We start from the raw sequence: 24986 nt of genomic DNA on the forward strand, positions 1-24986 counted from the left end.
CTTAGCTACTCTCGGTTTCTATTGCGTTAGTGCTGTCTTTTACTATCTGGCCATCTACCATAGTTAACTGTCGCCGTGCGCGTTTGCCCAGGGCTTTATCATGGGTCACGACAATTAAGGTGATGCCCTGAGTATTTAAACGTTCGAGTAACTCGATAACTTCAATGCCGGAAGCTTGATCGAGGTTACCTGTCGGCTCATCCGCTAGCAATATATTGGGCGACATCACGGTTGCTCTGGCAATTGCTACACGCTGCAATTGTCCGCCTGAAAGCTGCTTTGGTAAATGATGGAGTCTATGTTCAATGCCGAGTTGTTGAAATAGTGGTGTCACAATTTCCTGGCGTTCTGTCAGGGGTTTACCGTCGAGCATCAAGGGTAAGCTGGCATTTTCAAATGCAGTTAATCTGGGGATCAGATGAAAATTCTGGAAAATAAAGCCAATATGTTGTCGTCGTAACAGTGCACGTTGTTCTTCATCTAATCGTGATGTTTCCTTTGATAGAAGCTGGTAAGCACCGGAATCGATTTGATCTAACATGCCGATGATATTAAGTAAGGTAGATTTACCTGAACCCGACGGCCCCATAATAGAGATATAGTCACCAGAACGAATGGTCAGGTTAATATGATTGAGTACATGTAATGGTTGTTCTCCCATCAGATAACTTTTGTTGACATCAGTGAGCTTAATGGCAATTTCATTCATAGTAATGCTCTTTTAGTTCCCTGTTGTCTGCTGTGTCTCAATAGCGACTTTGGCACCTGTAGTAACGCCCGTTAAACCGATAGAGGCTACTACTTTATCTTTTGTACTCAGGCCCTGGACAATTTCAGTGAATTGCCAGTTGCTGATCCCGGTTTTTATAGGTTGGCGCTCAATAATATTATCTTGATTAACCACTAAAACGTGCTCGTTATTTATGATCAGATCTGAAGGCAGTCTTAGCACATCTTCTTTCGTTGCTAAAATAACCTCAATATCAGCGCTATAGCCGGCCAGAAAGTGGGGAGACTGGTGGTTATCAATAGCGACTTCAACTGTCACGGTACGCGCTTGTTTCTCGTAATCTTGAATATAAGGGGCGATACGCTTTAACGTGCCTGCAAAGGTTTGACCGCGAAAGGCATCTAGAGTGATTTTTACCGGTCGACCTATTGCTAGATCAGCGGCATCAACTTCGTCAATCGGCGCGCTAATGTAATGACAATCATCGGTTAATATGTCCACAGCTGGTGGTGTGGCAACGCCAGGTGGAGACGGGGTGGTGTATTCACCTATTTCGCCGGTGATTTCGGCAATAATACCGTCAAACGGTGCGGTTAAATAATTTTGTTCTAAGTAGGCATCAATATTTTTTACCGCTGCCTGATTAGCCTGAACTTCAGCGGTTAACGCCAAACAGTTGGCGTGAGCAGCATCTGCTTGTGCTTGTGCTTGTTCTAAGTTTTCTTCTGAAGTCAGTTTTTGTTGTAACAAACTCACTTGCCGTTTGGCATCTTTTTGCGCTTTTTCTGACAAGATACAGGCCTGATTTTTGTGACCTTGACTGGCACGGACTAAGGCAAGTAATTGTTGTTTTTTCGTCTGTTTGTCTTTAGCCCATAAAGACAACAACAGCTGGCCTTGTTTGACATGTTGCCCCTCTTTTACCAGTATTTTTTCTATTTGCCCGCCTATAGGGAGTGACATTTTTGCTCGCTGACATGCTGTAACTGTGCCCGCTCGAGTATTTGCGATTGTTTGTTCAACGGTACCATGACTGGCATGCACTACTTTGATTTTTATGGTTTTATCTTGGCTAAGCCATAAATAAAGGGCCATTAATAGCAGTGCCAGCAATAACCAACGTAACCATTTCCACATAGTATTAATCCATTGTTCAACACTATTTTATACTAGGGGAAATAGTCATTGACAACAATGATCTAGATTAAGAGTTATTGTTTAAAAATTGTAACTGTCGCAAGCGTTAGAAAAATTAGCTCCTCGATTGAATATATTGCTGATAGTCAGGAATTGACTTTGCGTAGCTTGATGAAAATAGCGGTGAAGTTACCAACAAGTCCGCAGTTGCTCGGTTACAGGCGACGGGAATGTTCCATACTGCAGCAAGTCGTAATAGCGCTTTGACGTCAGGATCATGCGGCTGGGCTTCCAGAGGATCCCAGAAAAAGATCATGACATCGATCTTTTGCTCGGTTATTAAAGCGCCAATTTGCTGATCACCCCCTAATGGACCACTGATCAGTTTATTGATGGTTAATTCCGTGTGCTTTTCGATATGCAGACCTGTGGTACCGGTTGCGTAGAGAGTATGAGCTTGCAATGTAGTTTGGTATTCCTTACACCACTGAATTAATTCTGCTTTCATATTGTCGTGGGCGACTAAGGAAATTGATTTTGTTTCAGGTGCGTTAATGGTTTTATATTGCATGTTCTGTGCTCATTTTGGTTTAGCTTCACTTTCAGATTAGCATAAACACTTTCTGTAGTTTTACTGTTTTGTTAAGTGAAATGTTTCCACTATAGTTACCACAGTCGTGACCATGATTATTGAATGTATTGTTTTGCCGTGTTTCAGCTTTTTAATAGTGGTAAGACCTGTTAACCTTGATTGCAATTATATTGATAATGGAACCTTATTTTGTCTCAGCGCCCGCAACAAAAAATGATTAATCTTGGCTATGCGTTAAATCTGGCCGACGATGCAAATTTACCTTCATCAAAGCGTATCAAGCTGAGAGAAAAACCAGTGCCGGCCCTAAAAAAGGGACAGGTGCTAATCAAGATGCTGGCAGCGCCAGTTAATCCGTCTGATCTGGTGTATTTATTAGGAAAGTATGGCCTTGCGCCCAATAATGGTGCTTATGTTGGTTTTGAAGGTGTCGGTATTGTCATTGATGCTAATGCTGGGCTTTATGGTAAATGGTTAACCGGTAAGCGAGTGGCAGTTTCGGCGCAACCCGGAGAAGATGGCTTATGGGCAAAGTATGCGATAACTAAAGCCAATTATTGTCTGCCAGTGCGCAAGTCGATTAGTGATGAACAGGCTGCAACATTGATTGTTAACCCTTGTACGTCGGTGTGTTTAGTTGAACGGGCAAAACAACTTGGTGCGAAAGCGATTGTGATTAATGCTGCGGCTAGTCAGGTTGGCAAAGGAGTGATCCGTTATGCTAAGCGCCATAATATAAAAACGATTGCGACAGTACGTAGTCAGTCAAATCTTGAAGTATTGCAGCAACTAGGTGCAGATAAGGTGCTATTAACGACGGATGAAAAATATAGTGAGCAGTTAGCTAATGCTTGTCAGCACTATCAGGCCAGTGTGCTACTTGATTCCGTAGCTGCTGAAGATACTCCTAGGGTGTTAAAAGCTATGCCTAATGGCTCGACCGCTATTGTCTATGGCCGATTAACGGAAACGTATCACCCGCTAGGCGGCCTATTTTCCGTCGCTGATGTAATATTTCGTGATATTAAAATTGAAGGCTTCTGGCTAGCTAAATATATGCGGGACGCTAATCCGTTACAAGTGTTCCAGTTGAGCCGGCGTGTGCAATCGTTGTTTGCGCAGGGTATTTTTCATACCGATATTTATCAAACAGCCGGCTTTGAAGATTTCCCGGCAGCACTAGATCATTATGCCCAACATAAAAGTGATGGTAAGGTCATCCTTAAACCCGAGCAGTGATGCTTAATCGGCAATGTCGGCATGAATAGCGTTAAGTACTGAAAGTAAATCACTTGGCGCAATAGCTATTTCTAAACCACGTTTACCACCGCTAACGTAAATCTCGCTGTGTTTGAGTGCATTGCTGTCGATTATCGTCGGCAACTTTTTCTTCTGACCAAAAGGGCTTACTCCGCCTAAAACATACCCGGTAGTAGTTTGTACTTTTTTTGGAGCGGCCATGATCGCCTTTTTAGCGTTAAGTGCTTTAGCCGTAGCTTTGAGATTTAGCTGTTGAGCTACCGGTACGATAGCAACAGCGAATTGATGCGCTTCAGTTTCAATGACCAGTGTTTTAAAAATTTTTTCTGCCGCTATGTTCAGTTTTTCTGCCGCTTCTAAACCATAATTGTGATTGGTTTTATCATGATGATATTGATGTAACTGATAATAAATTGCTAATTTTTCTAACTGTTTGACTGCTGGGGTCACGTATTAACCTTTTAAACTTTATTATTCGACACAGTGTTTCTTCTGTGTTTTAGCATGGTAATGCAAGTTACTTCATCTATGAGAATATCAAGAATAAGTATCTTAACTTTTTGTTTAAATACTATGTATTGCTTAGGACAAATTTGCAAATGCGATTCTGTTCGTCCCAAAAGTAAGGTAAAATTTTACTATCATAAAAACAATAATTTCATAGTGAATGACATTTCGGATTTTACACACCTCTGATTGGCACTTAGGACAAAATTTTTACGGCAAAAGTCGTCTTAAAGAGCATCAGGGGTTTATTAACTGGCTATTAGTACAGGTAACGGAACAGCAAATTGACGCAATTGTTGTCGCGGGGGATGTTTTTGATACCGGGACACCGCCAAGTTATGCGCGAGAGCTGTATTTTGATTTTATCGTTCGCTTGCACCAGCTTAATTGTCAACTGATTGTCTTGGCGGGCAATCATGATTCGGTTGCTATGTTAGGTGAATCTCAATCGTTATTGGCACAGCTAGGCTGTTATGTGGTTACCCAAGCATCTAGTGTCACAGCGCAACAATTGCTTTCACTGACTAATGCCAAAGGGGAGCAACTCGTGGTTTGCGCGATCCCATTTATCCGACCACGAGATGTTGTTGTCAGTAGCAGTGGGCAGTCGGCAAAAGATAAACAACAGCAGTTACAGCAGGCAATTCAGGCACATTATCAGCAACTTGTTGAACAAGCACATCAGCAATATGGTGAACAAGTGGCAATTATGGCAACCGGTCATTTAACCACGGTTGGCGTCAGTTGCAGTGAGTCAGTGCGTGATATTTATATTGGTACTTTAGAGGCATTCCCTGCACAGTGTTTTCCCGAAGTAGATTATATCGCGCTTGGTCATATTCATCAGGCGCAAAAGGTTGCAAAATCTGAGCATATCCGTTATTGCGGTTCTCCTATTCCATTAAGCTTTGATGAAGCTGCGCAGCAAAAGAGCGTTAATCTAGTTGATTTTTCTCAAGGCAAACTTGCTCAGGTTACTGAACTTGCTATTCCGTGTTTTCAGCCGATGGAGATGGTAAAAACAGATCTCGATAGTCTTAAGCAGCGGCTAACAATGCTAACGGCTACTGATCATTTAGCCGAACAACAAGCAGGAGAAAGTGATGAACAGTGTAGGATCTGGCTCGATATCGAGTTAAGTCATAGTGATTATTTGAATGATTTAACTTTGCGGGTTGATGAAATTGTTCACGATTTTCCGGTTGAAGTGATTTTAGTGCGCAGGGCAAAGAAAAACCGAGCGCTAAATTCGGTGACTGAGGAAAATACGACCTTAGCAGAGCTCAGATTGCAAGATGTGTTTGATACGCGTTTAGCACTGGAAAGCTGGCCTGATCCACAGGCAGAGCAGCGTAAAACGCGCTTAACGACATTGTTTAATGAAATTGCCGATCAAGTGAGCCACCAGGAAGCTATTGAAGAACAACAGCCGCTGCAGGAAGAACAACAGCAGGCGAGCAAATGAAAATACTCTCACTAAGATTTGAAAATATCAATTCATTAAAAGGTGCCTGGTGCATTGATTTTCGCCAGCCGCCATTTGACTCCAGCGCACTATTTGCTATTACTGGCGCAACCGGTGCCGGAAAAACCACCATTCTCGACGCTATTTGTTTAGCGTTGTACCATCAAACACCACGAATTAGCAGTGTTACTGATAATCAAAATCAGTTAATGACGCGACATAGCGCCAGCTGTTTAGTGGAAGTTGAGTTTGAGGTAAAAGGTAAAGGCTATCGGGCATTTTGGAGCCAGCGCCGAGCGAAAGGGGCGATTGATGGTAAACTACAAAAGCCAGTGGCGGAATTGGCAGAACTCGACGGTGATATCCTCGCATCGAAAATATCTGACGTTAAGCAGCAAGTAGAGCAGATCACCGGCCTTAATTTTGCTCGTTTTACCAAGTCGATGATGTTATCACAAGGGCAATTCGCGGCATTTTTAAACGCTCAGGATAAAGATCGCGCCGAGCTGTTAGAGCAATTAACCGGTACTGAGATTTATAGCTTGATCTCTCAGCGGGTATTTGAACAAAACAAAACGGCAAAGGAACAACTTGAACGTTTACAGGAAAAGAGCAGTGACATTGAACTGTTAAGTAACGAGCAAATAGCTGAGATTGAGCAGCAATTATTAGAGCTGACTGAGCAAGAAAAAGCGCAACTTGAAAGTCAGAAAAGCTGGCAAGCACTGCTTAATAATCTTGAGCAGCAAAGCCAATTAGCGCAAAAGCAGCAACAGGCTGAACAAGCGCTTACTGATAGCAAACAGCTTGCTGTTGATAATCAAAGTGCGTTTGCTAAATTGGCATTGGCTGAGCCGGCAGAATACTTACGGCCGGTATTTAGTGTGTTTGAACAAGTATCTGCCCAGCAGCAGCAGCTTACTGATCAGCTTAAAGCAAGTCAGTTGCAAGGTGAGCAGGGACAAATTTTACTACAAAGCGTTGAAGCGCAATTTCAGCAGACTGAAAAGCACCATCAGCAACAAGTTGAAGAGCTTGAGCAAAAAGAAACGCAGCTGGTCGAACAGGTCATGCCACTCGATAGCCAAATAAGTTTTACCCATGAGCAATTAAAGACCAGTAACGAGAATGAACAACAATTAACGGCTGAGCTTAAACAGCAGCAACAGCAGTTAGCCGATCTGCAACAGGTTGAACAACAACAGCGTACTCAGTTACAAGCATTAGAGCAGGAGTTGTCGCAACAACATTATTTATTATCGCTCGAAGATAAGTTACCGCTATGGCAACATCAAGGCGGACAGTTGCTTCAGCAACAACAGCAAATAAGCCTGTTAACTCAACAACAATCAGGGATAGAGAAAGAACTAGCGCAAGAACAACAAGTACTAAATCAAGTGCAGCAGCAATTGGCTGAAACAGAGCCAGTTTTACAGCAATTTAATCAGCAATTGCAATCACTTAATGAGCAGCAGCAACAAGTGTTAGCTAGTGTGAATTGTGACAATGAAACTGGATTGCAACAGGAGTTACAACAAATAAGAGAGCGTCAGCAAGGGTTTTCACAGTTAATCACTTTGGCCACGCAACTTACGCAAACCTCTGATCAATTAACGGAACAGCAAAATTTACTAGTCAGTCAGCAACAACAGAAAGCTCAGCTTGAGCAAAAAATTAATCAATGTCGTACTCAATATAAGCAGTGCCGAGACAGTGTTCAGGATATGGAAACCATTGTCGAACAGCAAAAAACTATTCGTTCACTTGAACAGTTAAGGACGCAGCTGCAGGCAGAGCAGCCTTGTCCGTTATGCGGCTCAACTGAGCACCCTTATGTTGAGCAGTATCAGCATGGCGTGAGTGATGAACAGCAGCACAGACTGACGCAATTAAAACAGCAATTGACTGATTTAGAAACGCACGGTAATCACATTAAAACCGAATTGGCGACCACCGATAATAATATTTTCCATTGCCAGCAGCGCATCGCTGAATTGCAACAAAGTCAGACAAACCTGCAACATTCAATGCAAGAGTTTAGTTATGCGTTACCAGGTGATTTGTTGAAGGGGGACGTTGAACTAATTGAAAAACAAAAAGAAAATAATCAAAGTCTCTTGCAACAATTAGAACAGCAACAACAACAGTTTATCGCCGATAAACAGGCGATAGAACAATTAACTCAGCAAATAAATGGGGTACAGCAACAACAAAATGAGCAAAAAAGTCAGCTGGCAGTTAAAGAAAATCAGTTATCTCATTTGCAAAAACAGGCGCAACAATTAACTGAGCAATTAGTCAGCGCCGAGCAACAAATAACTGCTGAGCAGCAAGCGCTTATAAGTGAAATTCGCCAATATTTACCAGAGCATTCATTAGCATTTATTCAAAATGCGAGTGGCGGGCAGCAACTGATCGCGCCGGATAATTTGCTCAGCTGGTGTCAACAACAGCAGCAACAGCTTGCGCAGTTAAAACAACAGCAGCAACAATCAACCACGGTCAATGACGAATTAAAAGAACAACAAAAGGCGATTGAGCAATTAACTCTTAGTATTGAACGAAGCGTTAACGAACGGGCTAAAATGAGTCAAACGGTGAGTCAGTACAACGAACAATTAACGGCGTTAATTGCGCAGCGTCAGGCACTTGTTGGCGAACTATCAGCCGAAGAAATTCGCCAGCAGTTAAGCCATAACAAACAACAGCTTGCTCAGCAGTTAACGGAAAATCAGCGCAATCTTAATAACAAGCAGGCTGAGCAAGCAAAAATACAAGGACGCATCGATAGCTTAACTACCCAGTTAAGTGATCTAACCCCTGAATATGAGCAAAAGCATCTTGCATGGCAACAAGCACTGGCAGACAGTGAGTTTGATAGCCAAGCGGCATTTATCGACGCATTATTACCGGCTGATGAAAAACAAATGCTAACCACGTTAGCCAAGCGAATAGAAGAACAAATAGCAAAAGCGAATGTGCAATTAGCCAATTATCAGCAGCAATTGGCGGGTTTAATTAGTCAGGAGGAAAAGCTTAATAACGCAGGAACTAGAGCGAATGATGTTGAATATTGTCAGCAGCAATTAGCAGCGTTATCTCAAATATTAAAACAAACCCAGCAATTGCAGGGACAGAAACAGCAACAATTGAAACAAGATCAGCAAAATAAGGTGAAGCAACTAGGCTTAGCAGAGCAAATTAGTCAGCAGCAGCTATTTGCTGATGATTTATCTTACCTTAACGGTTTAATTGGCTCGGCAACCGGAGATAAATTCCGCCGTTTCGCCCAAAGCCTGACCTTGGCACACTTGGTACATCTAGCGAATATTCAGTTGGCTCGATTACACGCCCGTTATCAACTCAGTTGTAGCGATGATGAAAAGCTTAGTCTTTTGGTGGTTGATACCTGGCAGGCAGATAGCGTCAGAGATACTAAAACCTTATCCGGCGGAGAAAGCTTTTTAGTGAGCTTGGCGTTAGCATTAGCTTTATCTGAGCTTGCCAGTGCGAAAACCAGTATCGATTCACTATTTTTAGATGAAGGCTTTGGTACGTTAGATAGCGAAACTTTAGATATCGCATTAGATGCGCTCGATAACTTAAACGCTAGTGGCAAAATGATCGGTGTGATCAGTCATGTTGAAGAGTTAAAAAAACGTATTCCGGTGGAAATTAAGGTCCATAAAAAAGCAGGGCTTGGTATCAGTGAACTGGATAAACAGTATCGTTTCACTGCAGTAACAGCTGAGGCTTAAAATAAGGAAATAATATGAATATTGGCATTTATATTTACCAGAATTCAGAGGTGCTGGACTTTTCCGGGCCATTTGAAGTGTGTTCAACCGCTAATCGTTTTCTTGAACAGCCGCATCAGGTGCTGCTTATTGGACAAAGCACTGCGCCGGTTAAGGCGCGCGGCGGTTTTACTGTCACGCCACATTATTCCATTGCGGAGCATCCGCCACTTGATGTGCTGATTGTTGCTGGCGGTATCCATGACCAGGAAATGTTTAATCAACCTGTGATTAACTGGATAGCCAGGCAGTACACTAGGGTGAATGTTTTAGCCTCGGTGTGTACTGGCGCATTTTTACTGGCAGAAGCAGGGGTATTGTCAGGATTAAAAGTGACGACTCATTGGCAGGATATTGCCAATTTACAGGCCAGATATTCTGATGTCGAGGTTTGCTCTGATCTCAGGTGGCTTGATCAAGGAAAAATTATTACATCGGCAGGCATTTCTGCTGGTATAGATATGAGCTTGCACTTAATAGAACGGCTGTACTCTCGGCAACTGGCTACACAAACGGCAAAACAAATGGAATTTGACTGGCAAACTAATTAACCCGCAAAGAAAGCGAGAAATAGTGAGTATCAAATATAACGTTTTGGACTGAATAATTTAACGACATCCGTGATTAAGTTATTTAAAATACTAGTCTTTTCTATTTTCATCCATTGAATAGGTTACTGAATTGGAAACCTGGGTTTATTTCACTTTACTCGCCGCCTTTATGCAGGCGGTACGTACTGCAGGACAAAAACAATTATCAGGGCATCTTAATGCCATGGCAACAACGGCAGTGCGCTACCTCTACGCCTTACCTTTTGCGATTGGCTACCTGGTTTGGATAGTAGACTATCGCGATATCCCCATACCTGAGTTAACTGAGTCCTTTGTTATCTATGCACTTATTGCCAGTGTGATGCAAATTCTCGGCACGGCCTGTTTAGTAGCGGCATTTAAATATCGCAACTTTGCCGTGGCGACCAGTTTGTCAAAAACTGAAGCGATTCAAGTGGCGGTGGTCGGTGCTATCGTATTTTCTGCGTCATTGAGTTTACTCGGTTGGTTGTCGGTGATCATCGGTGTTATTGGGGTATTGATTGTCTCGAAAGTTAGGTTTACCTACGCCGACGTTTTTCAAAATCCGGGCGCCGGCTTTGGTCTGGCATCAGGCTTAGGACTTGCGATTACTACTTTGCTTATTCGTGAAGCCAGTCTGGCATTAAATACCGATTTGATGGTCAGTGCAGCGACCGCTTTAGTATTTATGATCGTGACGCAATCGTTGATTTCATTAATTTATATCGTTGTTACTGATAGCAAGCAGTTAAAAACTATGGTGTCACAATGGCGTTTATGCTTGTTTGTAGGCATTACCAGTGTGCTTGGCTCTATTGGCTGGTTTACCGGTGCTAGTTATCAAAATGCCGCTTATGTCAAAGCGTTAGGGCAAGTGGAGTTTTTTATTACCTTGATCCTTACTTATCGTATTTTTAAAGAAAAAATTTCGTTAAGAGAGTATCTGGGGATGGTGTTAATTATTGCTAGTGTGGTGATTTTGTTGCTATGGGCGTAGAGCCTGCTATTGCTTTTTGTTACACTCGCGCAAAACAATTGTCCATTTGGAAAGATAATGAAAATTACTGATAAAAAAGTTGTGCAGTTTCACTACACTTTAAAAGATGAAGCCGGTAAAGAACTGGAGTCTTCAAAAGGCTCTGATCCGCTAGCCTATTTGCATGGGTTTAACAATATGTTGGTTGGTGTTGAAAAGGCGCTAACGGATAAAGCTGCGGGTGATAAGTTTTCGGTGACCCTACAACCTGAAGATGCTTATGGCGAGCGTAAAGAAGATCTGATCCAACGTGTACCGGTTAAACATTTATTAGGTCTGCCGTCTAAAAATGCTAAGTGGAAGCCGGGGATGGTCGCTGTGGTTGAAACCGAGCAGGGGCAACGTCAAGTGACTGTGATTAAGCCAGGACGTTTTATGGTTACTGTCGATGTTAATCCACCACTTGCTGGTAAAGTGTTAACTTTTGATCTTGAAGTGATTGATGTGCGCGATGCCACTGATGAAGAAGTCGAGCATGGTCATGCCCACGGCGTTGGTGGTCATCATCATTAAATAATCAGTTTACCATATGAGAAAGCCGACAATTTGTCGGCTTTTTTTATTTTGCTGACTTTACGCTTTATTAATTACTGAGGGCGGTACGTTTAAATACTGCCAACATCCCCGTGGTTAATGCAACCCCTATTAAAATTAAGGCACAACCGGCTAGCATGGTTAACGTGATGGTTTCTTTAAGAAATACAGCACCCCAAAACAAACCGAAGGCCGGGATCAAGTAAGTGACGGAAATCGCTTTAGTCGGTCCCATTTCAGCAATTAAGCGAAAAAACAAAATATAGGCAAAGCCGGTACATAGTACTCCCAATAATAATACTGAATTAATGGCGGCAATACTCGGCAATTGGCTTGGAAAATAAAACATGCTCAGTGGTAATAACACCGAGCTTGCGGCGAGCTGGCTGCCGGTGGCTAAGGTCAGTGGCTTTAATCCGGTTAAATATTTTTTAGTGTAATTTGCGCCAATGGCATAGAACAATGCCGCTAATAGTACGGCAAACATCGGTATAATTACCTGACTATCAGGCGCATTGATTTTATCCAGCATCAATACGTAAACACCTAGAAAACCAAGGCATAAACCTAGTATTGCAGTGATATTTAGCCTGTCCTTTAGCCAGAAAAACGCAACGATAGCACCAAACATAGGAACCGTGGCATTGAGTACGGATGTACTGCCTGCAGACAAGGTTAAAGTTGCCCAGCCAAATAAGACAAAGGGGATCGCGGTATTCATTAAGCCAACAATAAACAGTTGTTTTTTATGGGATATTAAGCTTGTTAACTGCTGCTTGCGAGCGAGTAAAATCAGTAAAAATATGCTAGCGATAATAGTACGTAGTGCCATATATAGTATAGGGCCAAATTCCGGTCCGCCTATTTTCATTAATAAAAATGAGCCACCCCAAATGGCGGCGAGTAGCGGCAGTTCAACTATCGGACGAACTATCATAGTTACTTTCCTTGCGAGATAAATTAAAGTGTTAGCTTATTTCAAATACTTCAATCGTGCTGGCGGAAATCAGACGCCACTTAATATTGCGCTGATACAAACGAATACCGTAAATTTTGTTATCGCCCTTTGCTTGCTTATAGGCCGGACGAGGGTCTTGTGCTAATACCTGAGTGATCAGTGATTTTAATTCAGGGATTTTATCGTTAAGCTGCTGTAAAGTTGATTGTGCTGCGAGGGTAAAATGAACGTCAAGCTTATTATCTGGCGCTTGATCGGCAAATCCGGCATTGGCAGTTGTTAACGCATCCGAATACGGGATATAAGGTTTAATATCGATAATTGGGGTGTTATCCAGTAAATCCAGACCGGAAATATGCAGCTCTACCTGCTTATTATTAACTTTTATCTCATCTAACTTTACCACCGACATACCGATAGGATTTGGCCGAAAAGTGGAGCGGGTTGCCAGTACACCGAGTTTCTTATTACCGCCTAATCGGGGGGGCCTAACCAAAGGTTTCCATCCTTGTTCGGCGGTGCCATGGAAGATGAATAATAGCCAAATGTGGCTAAACTGCTCTAATCCGCGCACTAACTCGACGTTATTAGCATCACCTGTTAATGTTATTTTCCCTTTAGCGGCGCTAACAAGCCCGGGTTGGCGAGGAATAGCAAACTTTTCATCATATGGAGATGTCACCACCCCTAAAGTGTTTAATTGAAAGGTTGCTGAGTGTGTCATTTAGCGCTGCTCTACTTGATAGGCTTTGCCGTAACAGACGCGGGTAGTAATGCATTGCTTATCTGATTCCGCAGAATCAATTAAGGTACAGCCGGTAAAAATAATGGCATTGGCACCAAGCTCAAACGCATTGCGTCTGGTGTTAGTACGAGCGGTAACTTCGTTTGCTGGTTCGTGGCGACTGTCCGTTTGACAAGACTCTCCTTCAACAGCGGCTAAATAATGATATTTAGCATTGAAAGCTTGTTCATTTGGATAAATTTTTACCTTAGCAGGAGAAAAATACTCAGTGAAATTTTTTTTATCTAGGTTGGTTGATACTGAATAATGTTGTGCGCATGCACTAAGTAGCAAACTGGTGATAATGATTACTATGATGTGTTTCATATGCAAGATCTTAATGTTGGTATTTGATGTACTATTCTACCGAAAAACGTAACACGGTCTTTGGTTTTTCTGGCGCTACTTTCCGGGGGGCTGAAAGGTAAATTTCTCGATGAGTTTTTGATAAGCGGACTAATTCCTCAGCGTCAGCAAAGGCTTCCATTTGCTCAAAGCTTAGTGGTTCATCTTCAAACTTTCCTAAGTGCAACATCTGAATACTCTTTCCATCGGTGATAGTTTCAAATTTTACCTGTTTAAGCAATGGATTTGCTTTTTTCTCTACGACTTGTTCACGCATTTGCTGAAAATATTGTTCACTGACAAAATGTGGTTGGCGGATCATTAGCTGATAGACCAGATCGTCTTTACTGATGGTGCCGTTAAATTGTTGTTTTGCTTGCTCGTTAATATCCCAAATGCCTTCGAGGGGATAGACGGTAAAGTCTTGATAATTTGCCGGCGTATTTTCTGCTTTTTTTAAGGTCATTTTGATCGCGTAGGCAACAGCGTATAAAGTGGCGATATGCTGTGTAAATTGCTCAGAATTAGGGTTGCCTTCACCAGCGAGGGTAATAAAATTCATTGCTGGTACGTTGATGATTTCAGGCTTGTTTTTTGGCAGATAGATTGCTTTTTCTTGTTTTCGCCATTCATATTTTGCTGACATTATTATTTTACTATCACTCTGTTAGGTGACTGTATAAAATAACAGTGTTTTAAAGTGGAAGTCAACAAGTAAAAGTTGATAAAAATGCAGATGGTTATTAAAGGCAAAAAAGAGCAGACTAGCTGCTCTTTTTAAATATTATTCTCTGGCTTGAGTGACAGCGTTTGCTAACAATTCAAGCATATCTTCACTGACCTCAAGATCAACACAGGCATCAGTGATGCTCTGACCGTAAGTTAGCGGCTGATCTGCGATGACTCTTTGCTTACCTTCAACCAAAAAGCTCTCTATCATCACTCCGGAAATCTTTTGTTGGCCTTGAGTGATTTGCTTGGCAATATCTTGAGCGACATCCATTTGCTTAGTGTGATCTTTATAGCTATTACCGTGACTACAGTCGATCATTATCCCTGAATGTATTTGATTTTCAGCTAACTTAGTTAATGTTTGCTCAATATCTTGAACGGAATAATTAGGCGTTTTACCGCCACGTAAAATCACATGAGCATGTGGATTGCCATGGGTTTGATAAATACACATTTGTCCGCTTTTATCCGGTGAGTACAGTACGTGCGGTACACTGGATGCTTTAATGGCGTCAACGGCGATTTGAATATTACCATCAGTGCCATTTTTAAACCCCACCGGACAAGATAATGCTGAGGCTAATTCTCTGTGAACCTGGCTTTCGGTAGTACGAGCACCAATGGCGCCCCAGCAAATTAAGTCTGAAATATATTGACCGGTAACCATGTCGAGAAACTCAGTACCGGCAGGTAAACCTAACTCGTTGATTTCCATTAACAGCGTTCTTGCCAGGTTTAACCCTTTAGCTACATGAAAAGATTTATCTAAATCCGGATCACTGATCAGGCCTTTCCAACCAACGGTAGTGCGGGGCTTTTCAAAATAAACCCGCATGACGATAAGTAATTCGTTTTGATACTTCTGATGCAGTTGCTTCAGTTGTTTAGCATAATCTATCGCCGCTTCAGTGTCATGAATAGAGCAAGGGCCAATGATAACGAGTAATCTGTCATCATCACCATTGATAATAGCTTCTATTTCTTTTCTGCTTTTGATAATAAATTCGGCGGTTTGGTCCGATAGGGGGATTTGCTCAGCAAGCTCAGCAGGCGACACTAAATTCTCAATGAGTGTCGTTCTAAATTCATCTGTTTTGATGGTCATGTAAGTAACTTTTTTTCGGCTGCATTGTATTTAGCTAAATACAATGCAGCGACTCAACTCTATCGCGCTAACATACAGAAAATCACTGGCGTTGTGAACAGCTTTGCTAGTAAAAGTTTAAATAACTTGAAACAGATCAGTATTTATATCTTTGCAGTCCGGTTTCATTCAATATTTTTGCGGTAATTTCTTCCACCGAGAACTTAGTGGTATTTAAATATGGAATTTTTTCTTTTTTATAGAGCTTTTCTACTTCTCGGACTTCCATCCGACATTGACGCGCGGAAGAGTATTTACTGTTTGCCATTCTGCCTTCCCGAATGTCCATCAGTCGCGGGGCATCTATGGTTAAACCAAAAATTTTCTTTTTATGGGGAATAAGAAAATCTGGCAAAGTTAAATCATCCATATCATCATCGGTAAACGGATAATTTGCGGCTTTAATGCCATATTGCAGTGCTAAATACAGTGATGTTGGCGTTTTACCAGAGCGGGACACTCCGACTAAAATGACATCAGCGTGTTCATAATTGGAAATATTAGAACCATCATCGTTGGCAAGCGAGTAGTTAACCGCATCAATACGGTAATCATAGCTGTTCTCATGAATACTGTGAGTACGATGAGCTTTGGGTTTAGCGCTAACGCCTAATTGTTGTTCGAGTGGCGAGACAAAATGCTCTAAAAAGTTATAAATAATGGCATCGCTACTGTCGATAATTTCTCTGATTTCCGGATTAACAAAGGTGTGAAACACTAACGGTGGTTCGCCTGCTCGTTTAGCTGCGCGATTAATTTTATCCCTGGTTTCATAAGCTTTATCGAGCGTTTCGACAAAAGAAATGGTGTCGTGATTAAATTCAACCGGAAATAACGACAACAACGCATGACCAAAAACTTCAGAGGTGATCGCTGTGCCGTCAGAGATATAAAACGCGGTGCGCATGACAAATTCCTTACGTAATAAGTTTTGTATATCTAAGAATGAAAATAAATATGAAAACTTTCTAAATGTGTTTTAGTTTGTTGGTTGAGCAGTGTAAAATGATCACCGCTATAATTAAATACTATACTTAACTTTTTGTCCTATTTGGAGATTTTGTCGTGCAAGAGAACGTACTTTGGTATGAAGACTTAGGAATGAATGATGTTGACCGTGTTGGTGGTAAAAACGCATCATTAGGGGAGATGATTTCAAACCTAGCAAATGTTGGTGTGCAAGTTCCTGGCGGTTTTGCGACAACATCATTCGCCTTTAATGAATTTTTAGAGCAAAGTGGTTTAAATGACAAAATTTATCAACTGCTTGATGGTTTAGATGTTAGTGATGTTAATGCTTTAGCAAAATGCGGTAACACCATTCGTCAATGGATCATAGATACGCCGTTTTTACCTCAAATGCAGCAAGATATTGAACAAGCTTATGCAAAATTAGCGGGTGAGTTCTCCGACGATGCCTCATTTGCCGTGCGCTCATCTGCTACTGCTGAAGATATGCCGGATGCCTCATTTGCCGGTCAGCAGGAAACTTTCTTAAATGTGCGTGGTTTTGATGCGGTGATGATCGCAATTAAACACGTATTTGCTTCATTATTTAATGACAGAGCGATTTCTTATCGTGTTCACCAAGGGTATGATCATCGCGGCGTGGCGCTTTCTGCTGGTATTCAGCGTATGGTACGCAGTGATATTGCATCAAGTGGTGTGATGTTTTCTATCGATACCGAATCGGGCTTTGAAGATGTGGTCTTTATCACTTCAAGCTATGGTTTAGGTGAAATGGTAGTACAAGGGGCGGTAAACCCGGATGAATTTTACGTTCATAAGCCAACGTTAGCCAACGGCAATCCTGCAGTGGTACGTCGGAATATTGGTTCAAAAGCGATCAAAATGGTTTATACCAACACTCAGGAACACGGCAAGCAAGTGGAAGTGGTGGATGTTGAAGAAAACCTTTCTAACCAATTTTCATTGACTGATGAAGAAGTACAGCAGTTAGCGAAACAAGCAGTGATCATTGAACAGCATTATCAGCGTCCAATGGATATCGAATGGGCTAAAGATGGCTTAGACGGCAAGCTTTATATTGTTCAGGCGCGCCCAGAAACAGTGCGTAGTCGTGAAAGTGGCAATGTGATGGAACAGTACCAGTTACAAACTACTGCTGAGGTGATTTGTCAGGGCCGCTCTATCGGTCAGAAAATCGGTAGTGGTAAAGCTAAAGTGTTAGCTTCACTAGAAGAAATGGATAAGATCCAGCCCGGTGATGTACTAGTGACTGACATGACAGACCCTGACTGGGAGCCGATCATGAAAAAAGCGTCAGCGATCGTGACCAATCGTGGCGGTAGAACTTGTCATGCCGCGATTATTGCCCGTGAAATGGGGATCCCTGCGGTAGTCGGTTGTGGTGATGCTACCAGTAAAATAGCCGCTGGTGACGAAGTCACCGTCTCTTGTGCCGAGGGTGATACTGGTTTTATTTATCAAGGCTTGCTTGATTTTAAAGTGACCACTTCTACCGTAGATGATATGCCGGAATTACCATTAAAAATCATGATGAATGTTGGTAACCCGGATCGAGCGTTTGCTTTTGCAAAATTACCTCATGCAGGTATTGGTTTGGCGCGTTTAGAATTTATCATTAATAAAATGATCGGTGTTCATCCTAAAGCGCTAATTAACTATGATCAGCAATCAGACGAGCTTAAAGAAGAAATCAACGATTACATGGCGGGTTATAGCGATCCGGTTGAATTTTACGTTGCTAAATTAACCGAAGGAATTTCGACGCTGGCAGCGGCTTATTCGCCGGAAAAAGTTATTGTTCGGATGTCTGATTTTAAATCAAACGAATATGCGAACTTAGTTGGCGGTGAGGAATTTGAGCCGGACGAAGAAAACCCTATGATAGGTTATCGAGGTGCATCTCGTTATATTTCTGAAGATTTCCGTGAGTGTTTTGCCCTGGAATGTGAAGCGATCAAACGAGTGCGCAACGACATGGGCTTAACTAATGTGGAAGTGATGATCCCATTTGTTCGTACTTTGGAAGAAGCACAAGCGGTTATTGAAATTTTAGCTGAGCATGGCTTAAAACGCGGTGAAAATGGTCTGCGGGTCATTATGATGTGTGAATTACCATCAAACGCTTTATTAGCGGATCAGTTCCTTGATTATTTCGATGGCTTTTCTATCGGTTCTAATGACTTAACTCAGTTAACATTAGGTTTAGATAGAGATTCTGGTTTAATTGCGCATTTATTTGATGAGCGTAATCCTGCAATTAAAGCGTTATTGGCTATGGCGATTAAAGCTTGTAAAGCCCGTGGCAAATATGTGGGTATTTGTGGGCAAGGGCCATCAGATCATGCTGATTTTGCTGCCTGGTTAGTTGAGCAGGGTATTGATAGCGTTTCATTAAATCCAGATACGGTGCTACCGACCTGGTTATATTTAGCGGAACAACACGGTAAAGCTTAATCATCCTTATTTAAATAATAAGGCCCAACGTATTAATGTGCGTTGGGCTTTTTTTATGCTATTTACAACGGCTGTAAACCTTTCATTACGTTACGCTAGAGCACAATGTCAAGCTAGATAGCGAAAATATGATCTCGATCAGGGTAGTGACCTTAGGCTGACTTTATGGTGTCGTCATTAGTTCAATTGGGAAGACATTATGACGACTTCATACGAATCAAATTTTGGTAAAGATTACAGTGACAGTTTGCCGTTATTAGGCGCTGTTATGGCAGATGTGATTGAGTTTTTTGGTGGTAACACTGTTTATGGCGTCGGCGGTGATTTTGCCGCTAATTTAATTGCTGCGATGGAGCAGCGATTAGATATCTGTCCGTCCAGTAATGAAATGCATGCCGGTTTTTCCGCCTGTGCTCAGGCAGAAATTGATGGTTTAGGCTTTTGTTTAACTACTTATACGGTTGGTAGTTTACCTTGTACCAGCGCCGCGGCGTTAGCTGTGACCGAAGGTCTACCTGTTGTGTTTATTTCCGGTGCGCCGGGTGAGGTTGAGGTTCATCAGCAGGCGATTCATCATACCGTACATCCGAATGCGTCCTGGAAAACGGAATACGACAATGCGTTAAATGCTTTTGCTGCGCTTGGGATGAAAGTTGAACGTCTACAAGGCGATAGAGCCAGCAGTCAGCCGAATGTTGCCGGAAATCGTTTTTTTCATTTAGTGGCGCAAGCCTATAAAACCAAACAACCGGTATTTATTGAAGTGCCAAGAGATCTGGTGTTTAGTAAAACCCAGTTGCTACGTTTGCCACCATCGCTTGAGTCAATTTACTGGGGTGACAATGTGCTGTGTGGTAGTGAAATGATCGCAGCTAAAATCATCAGTAAGTTAGAGCAATCACAGGCACCTATGTTGTATTTGGGCGATAAGCTCAAACACAATGAAAAATTAAAATCTTTGATTTTGGCGTTTGCGGAAAAATATCGTATTCCATTTGCTACCAGTTGGTTTGCTAAAGGATTATTTGATGAATTTCATCCGTTATCATTGGGAGCCTATAACGGTGTCTTTACTCAAACTATCGGTGGTGAATATATAGATCAACAGGTAGATTATGTGTTGGATGTGGCGACTAGTATTTACGCGCAAGATACAAATACCGCGTTTGGTACAGGCACTCACAAAATAGAAAATTTTGACAATCGTACCTTACTTAAAGGGGGCACGGTCTTAGAGCGGGACATTATTGAAGTGTTTGAGCATTTAATCAATGCGAATATCACGCCGTTTGAATTTTCACTTGAGCAAGCTAAAACTCAGGCAGATGAAGTTAACCCCGCTGAGCCGATTGATTTTAATAATCTGGCACCCGTATTAAATGAGCTGCAACAGCAGCAAACAACCCCTTTTGTTTATTTGCCTGAAGTCGGAAATTCCTACTTTGCCAGTTACAGTTTAAAGGTTCGTCAAAGTAGTTTAGGTCGTGCTTGGCTGACCAATCCTTGGTATGGCGCTATGGGCACAGCATTGCCTTATGCCAGAGCCGTCGCTAAAAAAATCAAAGCAACTGGTAATCATGACCGTGCTGTGGTGATCATTGGTGATGGAGGGTTCCATTTTCAGTTAAATGAACTGATCCATTTCTTAAAAGATCAAACTGACGTCACTATTATTTATATGCGTAACAATGTTTTTCATTTAGGTAAAAGTGGCGACTCCAGTATCTATCATTGCAACAGCGAATTATTTGATGTCCATAGTGTAGTAAAGGGATATCAGGGCCACTCTTATTGTTGCCAAACAGTTGCTGATTTTAAAAAAGTATTTGAGCAAAGCTTGCAAGGTCAGGGCATTCAGTTAATTGAAGTTTTAGCACTACCCACTGAAGAAAAACAATGCAACGAACTAAGGTTACTGAACCTTTATATCAAAGCAAAAAATGGTCACCCAGAGGCGGTTGAGAAATGGCAGGCGTTAACAAAAATGAATTAATTATTATCGGCATCTATATCGCGATAATATAGCTGAAATACCACACGAAAAGGCATTTGGTCTTGTTTCATTTATAATAAATTCAACCTGCGTTAAATGTTTGAGAGAGCTTGATATGTCGTGGTGTTGAGCCATAATTTAATTTGTCTATTAACTTTTCAAATGAGGAAAGTAAAATGAGCCACATGCTAGAACAAGGCAAATTATTTTTTGAAGCCTGTGAAACCGGTAAGGGGTGGGATGTCTGTAAGTCATTTTGCTCGCCAAATGCAACTTTTTCGGCACAAGCAGCGGCGCTAGCTGAAATAAAAAGCCTCGAGGCGTACACTGATTGGATGAAAGGTTTACTTACACCAATACCTGATGGTCGTTATGAGTTACGTTTTTTTGCGGAAGATCAAGAACGTAATTCTGTTGCGGCCTATGCCGTTTTTCATGGAACACAAACAGGCCCCGGAGGTCCAGGTGAGCCTACAGGGAAAACGATTAAAGCTGATTACGTTTATGTCATGCAATTTGAGGGTGGTGTGATAAATCATATGACTAAAATTTGGAATGATACCATTAGCCTTCAACAGTTAGGCTGGGCTTAACTTAACGAATTCAGCTTAATTAATTTAGTTCAAGAATGGTAGTAATGGCCAATGGCTGTTAAAGCGAACAAAAGCCGTTTATTTTGTTCGTTTAGTTCTGGCCAGCTAAAACATTGGCGGTAAGTTTTAACCTGAATTACTGGCTTAACCGTAAGAACTTCACAACAGACTATTAGCGTAAAAAGTTCTTAGCCTATGCGCTATAAAGCTAAAATTTCATTTTGAGCGGTGATATACTGCAAACAACTTTAATTTGTCTATTATTATGCTGTTATGTTACCTCGGTTAGATCCCCAAGAACTTATTGATCCGCTTTATCAAGAATTTGCTCATGCACTTGCCCAGCAACACTTTACTGGTGAGGTTAGTAACCAGTACAGCGCACGTCTTGCGGTAGCAACAGACAACAGCATTTATCAGCAATTGCCGCAACTGGTGTTACATCCGCGTACTAAGCAGGATGTTCAGGTGATCACGCAATTGGCCAATCAGCAGAAGTATCAGGCAATAAAATTTAGCGCCCGAGGTGGTGGTACTGGCACTAACGGCCAAAGTTTAACGCCAGGTATAGTGGTGGATTTATCAAAATACATGAATCGTATTTTAGAAATTAATGTCAAAGAAAACTGGATACGGGTGGAAGCCGGCGTAGTAAAAGATCAACTTAATGATTATTTGCGTCCCTTTGGTTTTTTCTTTTCGCCTGATTTATCCACCAGTAACCGGGCAACCATTGGTGGGATGATCAACACTGACGCTTCAGGACAAGGTTCGTTAGTGTATGGTAAAACCTCAGACCATGTTTTAGCGTTAGAATCAGTGTTAGCGAATGGTGAACTGTTATCAACTAGTCCATTAGCTCTAGAACAAGCCAAAGAACTGGCAAATCAGGAGACAACGCTAGGTAAAATCTTAGCGCAGGTTATTGCTACTAGTATTGATAAACGTGAGCAAATATTAGCTAAGTTTCCTCGTTTAAACCGTTTTTTAACTGGCTATGATCTTGAACATGCCGTTAGTGAAGATTTGCAAACTATCGATTTAAGCCGTTTGATCACTGGCTCTGAAGGCTCATTGGCTTTTGTTTGTGAAGCAAAACTTAATTTAACGCCGATCTCAAAAGCGAAAACTTTAATTAATATTAAGTACGATAGCTTTGACTCTGCGCTGCGTCATTCGCCAACCTTAGTGGCTGCGAATGCTACTTCTGTTGAAACGATCGACTCCAAAGTATTAAACCTCGCCAAGCAGGACATTATCTGGCATTCGGTTAGTGATTTACTTTGTGATGTTGATAATAAGGTTATGGATGGCATTAACATTGTGGAATATAACGGTGAATCTGCAGACGCGTTAGCTGTCGAGGTGGCAAAACTTACGGCGCAGCTGGATAAAGATATTGCCGCTGAAACTGGCGTTATTGGTTATCAGGTCACTTCTGATCTTGCTAGTATCAATAAGCTTTATGCGATGCGTAAAAAAGCGGTTGGTTTATTAGGTAATACTCAGGGCAATCAAAAACCGTTAGCTTTTGCCGAAGATACTGCTGTACCACCTGAGAATTTAGCGGATTTTATCGTTGAGTTTCGAGAGTTGTTAGATAGCTACCAATTGCATTACGGCATGTTCGGTCATGTCGATGCTGGGGTATTGCATGTTCGTCCGGCACTGGATATGTGCGATCCCGAGCAAGAAAAAATTATGCGACAAATCTCCGATAAAGTGGTGGCATTAACCGCGAAATACGGCGGTTTAATGTGGGGTGAACATGGTAAAGGTTATCGCAGTGAATATGGACCGGAATTTTTTGGTGATGAGCTGTTTACAGAATTAAGAAAAATTAAAACCGTTTTTGACCCGCTTAATAAAATGAACCCAGGTAAAATCTGCACCCCGATAGATTCCCATGAGCAATTGGTCTCGGTTGATGGTATCAAACGTGGTACTTTTGATCGTCAAATTCCGGTAAAGGTCAAAGACTCATTTAAATCGGCGATGGAATGTAACGGTAATGGTTTATGCTTTAATTACGATGCAGCTAGCCCTATGTGTCCATCCAGTAAAATTACTCGGGATCGCCGCCATTCACCAAAAGGTCGTGCTGGTTTGATGCGGGAATGGTTACGATTGCTAGAGAATAAAGGTATTGATGTCTTAGCGCTTGAGCAGCAAGTTAGTGGTTGGTCGGTCAAGCAGCTGCTGGATAAAGTGCGTAATAAACTAACTAACAGCAATCAGGATGATTTTTCTCATGAAGTGATGGAAGCCATGTCAGGCTGTCTAGCGTGTAAAGCATGTGCTAGCCAGTGTCCAATTAAGGTGGATGTTCCCGATTTTCGTGCGCGCTTTGTCAACTTGTACCATTCAAAGTATTTTAGACCGTTAAAAGATCATTTAGTGGCTAATGTTGAAACCTTAACGCCGTTAATGGCAAAAGCGCCGAAGTTAGTGAATAAGGTGTTGTCGAGCAAGTTATATGATAAGGCCTCAAAAGCGACAATTGGCTATGTTGATACGCCATTACTATCAGTGCCAACATTAAAACAACGTGTTAAACAACAAGGCTTTGAACACTTTGATTTAGCTAAATTTGCACAAATGTCGACAGAACAGCGTCAGGATTATGTGTTTATTGTACAGGATCCTTTTACTTCATTTTATGATGCTACTGTGGTGGAAAATATGATGAAGCTTGCCACCGGACTAGGTTTTAAGCCGGTTTTACTGCCGTTTAAACCAAACGGTAAGCCGCAGCATGTTAAAGGTTTTTTAAAACGCTTTGCTAAAACTGCGCAAAATACCGCGGCATTTTTAAATCAATTACAGCAGCTGAATATTCCAATGATAGGTTTAGATGCATCATTAGCACTGTGCTATCGTGATGAATATCAACAGTCATTGAAAGCTAGCCGTGGTGAGTTTAAGGTGTTGTTGGCCCATGAATGGTTGTTATCGGTGATCGAGTATCAAAAAATAAAAAATCATCAATATTCGGGCGAAAATACCACGGTTTATAAGTTGTTTGCTCATTGTACTGAGAAAACAGCACTTGCTGGCAGTGAGCAACAATGGCAGCAGATATTTGCATTTTTTGGCTTAACACTTGAAAGTGTTTCCGTTGGTTGTTGTGGCATGGCGGGCACATATGGACATGAACAATCGAATTTAGACAATTCAAAAGGGTTATATCAGTTAAGCTGGGAGCCTAAGCTAAAAGAACTCAATGAAGAGCAACTGGTGGTGACTGGTTATTCTTGCCGTTCACAAACTAAGCGTTTAGGAAAGCTTAGTACTCGACATCCAGTGGAAGTCTTATTGGAAAATATTGCTTGATAATATAGCAAGTGAAATAGCGGATAAATA

At 41.7% G+C, this 24986-nt stretch carries 20 protein-coding genes; 10 read left to right on the forward strand and 10 right to left on the reverse strand.

Annotated elements, in window-relative coordinates:
• Position 1: 1 nt before the first annotated feature.
• The 3 genes from QQK06_RS17760 to QQK06_RS17770 form a co-directional block, all read right to left on the reverse strand.
• The gene (locus QQK06_RS17760; protein WP_284246136.1) at positions 2–709 is read right to left on the reverse strand and encodes an ABC transporter ATP-binding protein; all 708 of its coding nucleotides are present in this window, start codon (positions 707–709) and stop codon (positions 2–4) included.
• Positions 710–721: 12 nt separating this feature from the next.
• Complete coding sequence (locus QQK06_RS17765) at positions 722–1867, reverse strand: efflux RND transporter periplasmic adaptor subunit (protein ID WP_284246137.1); 1146 nt, start codon at positions 1865–1867, stop codon at positions 722–724.
• A 115-nt stretch (positions 1868–1982) separates the two neighbouring features.
• Positions 1983–2438 (reverse strand): methylglyoxal synthase, encoded by a 456-nt coding sequence (locus QQK06_RS17770; RefSeq protein ID WP_284246138.1) that lies wholly within the window; start codon positions 2436–2438, stop codon positions 1983–1985.
• Positions 2439–2648: 210 nt separating this feature from the next.
• Between QQK06_RS17770 and QQK06_RS17775 the strand changes: the two genes are divergently transcribed.
• Positions 2649–3698, forward strand: a complete 1050-nt coding sequence (locus tag QQK06_RS17775) for a zinc-binding dehydrogenase (RefSeq protein WP_284246139.1) — start codon at positions 2649–2651, stop codon at positions 3696–3698.
• A 3-nt stretch (positions 3699–3701) separates the two neighbouring features.
• Here QQK06_RS17775 and ybaK read toward each other — a convergent pair whose 3' ends face one another.
• Entirely contained in the window at positions 3702–4169 is a 468-nt protein-coding gene (gene ybaK / locus QQK06_RS17780; RefSeq protein WP_284246140.1) for a Cys-tRNA(Pro) deacylase, read from the reverse strand.
• A gap of 217 nt (positions 4170–4386) precedes the next feature.
• On the opposite strand from ybaK, the gene sbcD reads away from it, so the two are divergent.
• From sbcD to QQK06_RS17805, 5 genes are all read left to right on the forward strand, one after another.
• A complete protein-coding gene (gene sbcD / locus QQK06_RS17785; protein ID WP_284246141.1) occupies positions 4387–5691 on the forward strand; it encodes an exonuclease subunit SbcD in 1305 nt (434 codons plus the stop codon).
• Entirely contained in the window at positions 5688–9449 is a 3762-nt protein-coding gene (locus tag QQK06_RS17790; RefSeq protein WP_284246143.1) for an AAA family ATPase, read from the forward strand. Before sbcD ends, QQK06_RS17790 begins: the two co-directional genes overlap by 4 nt.
• A gap of 14 nt (positions 9450–9463) precedes the next feature.
• Positions 9464–10039, forward strand: a complete 576-nt coding sequence (locus tag QQK06_RS17795) for a DJ-1/PfpI family protein (protein ID WP_284246145.1) — start codon at positions 9464–9466, stop codon at positions 10037–10039.
• Between the two features lie 130 nt (positions 10040–10169).
• Complete coding sequence (locus QQK06_RS17800; RefSeq protein WP_284246146.1) at positions 10170–11057, forward strand: DMT family transporter; 888 nt, start codon at positions 10170–10172, stop codon at positions 11055–11057.
• A gap of 57 nt (positions 11058–11114) precedes the next feature.
• Positions 11115–11609: an FKBP-type peptidyl-prolyl cis-trans isomerase gene (locus QQK06_RS17805; RefSeq protein WP_284246147.1), complete on the forward strand. Its 495-nt coding sequence runs from the start codon at positions 11115–11117 to the stop codon at positions 11607–11609.
• A gap of 70 nt (positions 11610–11679) precedes the next feature.
• Here the strand turns inward: QQK06_RS17805 and QQK06_RS17810 are convergent, their stop codons facing one another.
• The 6 genes from QQK06_RS17810 to ppsR form a co-directional block, all read right to left on the reverse strand.
• Positions 11680–12567, reverse strand: coding sequence for a DMT family transporter (locus tag QQK06_RS17810; RefSeq protein WP_284246148.1), 888 nt, complete (start codon positions 12565–12567; stop codon positions 11680–11682).
• Between the two features lie 31 nt (positions 12568–12598).
• Positions 12599–13312: a tRNA (N6-threonylcarbamoyladenosine(37)-N6)-methyltransferase TrmO gene (gene tsaA, locus QQK06_RS17815; RefSeq protein ID WP_284246150.1), complete on the reverse strand. Its 714-nt coding sequence runs from the start codon at positions 13310–13312 to the stop codon at positions 12599–12601.
• Positions 13313–13699 (reverse strand): Rcs stress response system protein RcsF, encoded by a 387-nt coding sequence (rcsF, locus tag QQK06_RS17820; RefSeq protein ID WP_284246152.1) that lies wholly within the window; start codon positions 13697–13699, stop codon positions 13313–13315.
• 31 nt (positions 13700–13730) lie between these two features.
• Complete coding sequence (locus QQK06_RS17825) at positions 13731–14363, reverse strand: GyrI-like domain-containing protein (protein ID WP_284246153.1); 633 nt, start codon at positions 14361–14363, stop codon at positions 13731–13733.
• 138 nt (positions 14364–14501) lie between these two features.
• Entirely contained in the window at positions 14502–15554 is a 1053-nt protein-coding gene (locus QQK06_RS17830) for a 3-deoxy-7-phosphoheptulonate synthase (protein ID WP_284246154.1), read from the reverse strand.
• Positions 15555–15690: 136 nt separating this feature from the next.
• Positions 15691–16500 carry a posphoenolpyruvate synthetase regulatory kinase/phosphorylase PpsR gene (ppsR, locus tag QQK06_RS17835; RefSeq protein ID WP_284246155.1) on the reverse strand — a complete coding sequence of 270 codons (810 nt, stop codon included), beginning with the start codon at positions 16498–16500 and terminating at the stop codon, positions 15691–15693.
• Positions 16501–16658: 158 nt separating this feature from the next.
• Between ppsR and ppsA the strand changes: the two genes are divergently transcribed.
• The 4 genes from ppsA to ydiJ all read left to right on the forward strand — a co-directional run bounded on the left by ppsA (position 16659) and on the right by ydiJ (position 24956).
• Positions 16659–19037: a phosphoenolpyruvate synthase gene (ppsA, locus tag QQK06_RS17840; protein ID WP_284246157.1), complete on the forward strand. Its 2379-nt coding sequence runs from the start codon at positions 16659–16661 to the stop codon at positions 19035–19037.
• Between the two features lie 199 nt (positions 19038–19236).
• A complete protein-coding gene (locus QQK06_RS17845; RefSeq protein ID WP_284246158.1) occupies positions 19237–21030 on the forward strand; it encodes a thiamine pyrophosphate-dependent enzyme in 1794 nt (597 codons plus the stop codon).
• Positions 21031–21206: 176 nt separating this feature from the next.
• Entirely contained in the window at positions 21207–21623 is a 417-nt protein-coding gene (locus QQK06_RS17850; protein ID WP_284246159.1) for a nuclear transport factor 2 family protein, read from the forward strand.
• Between the two features lie 273 nt (positions 21624–21896).
• A complete protein-coding gene (gene ydiJ / locus QQK06_RS17855) occupies positions 21897–24956 on the forward strand; it encodes a D-2-hydroxyglutarate dehydrogenase YdiJ (RefSeq protein ID WP_284246160.1) in 3060 nt (1019 codons plus the stop codon).
• The last annotated feature ends 30 nt before the right edge of the window (positions 24957–24986 follow it).

Origin of the sequence: Thalassotalea insulae (genome assembly GCF_030161395.1) — a bacterium.
Lineage (GTDB): Bacteria > Pseudomonadota > Gammaproteobacteria > Enterobacterales > Alteromonadaceae > Thalassotalea_E > Thalassotalea_E insulae.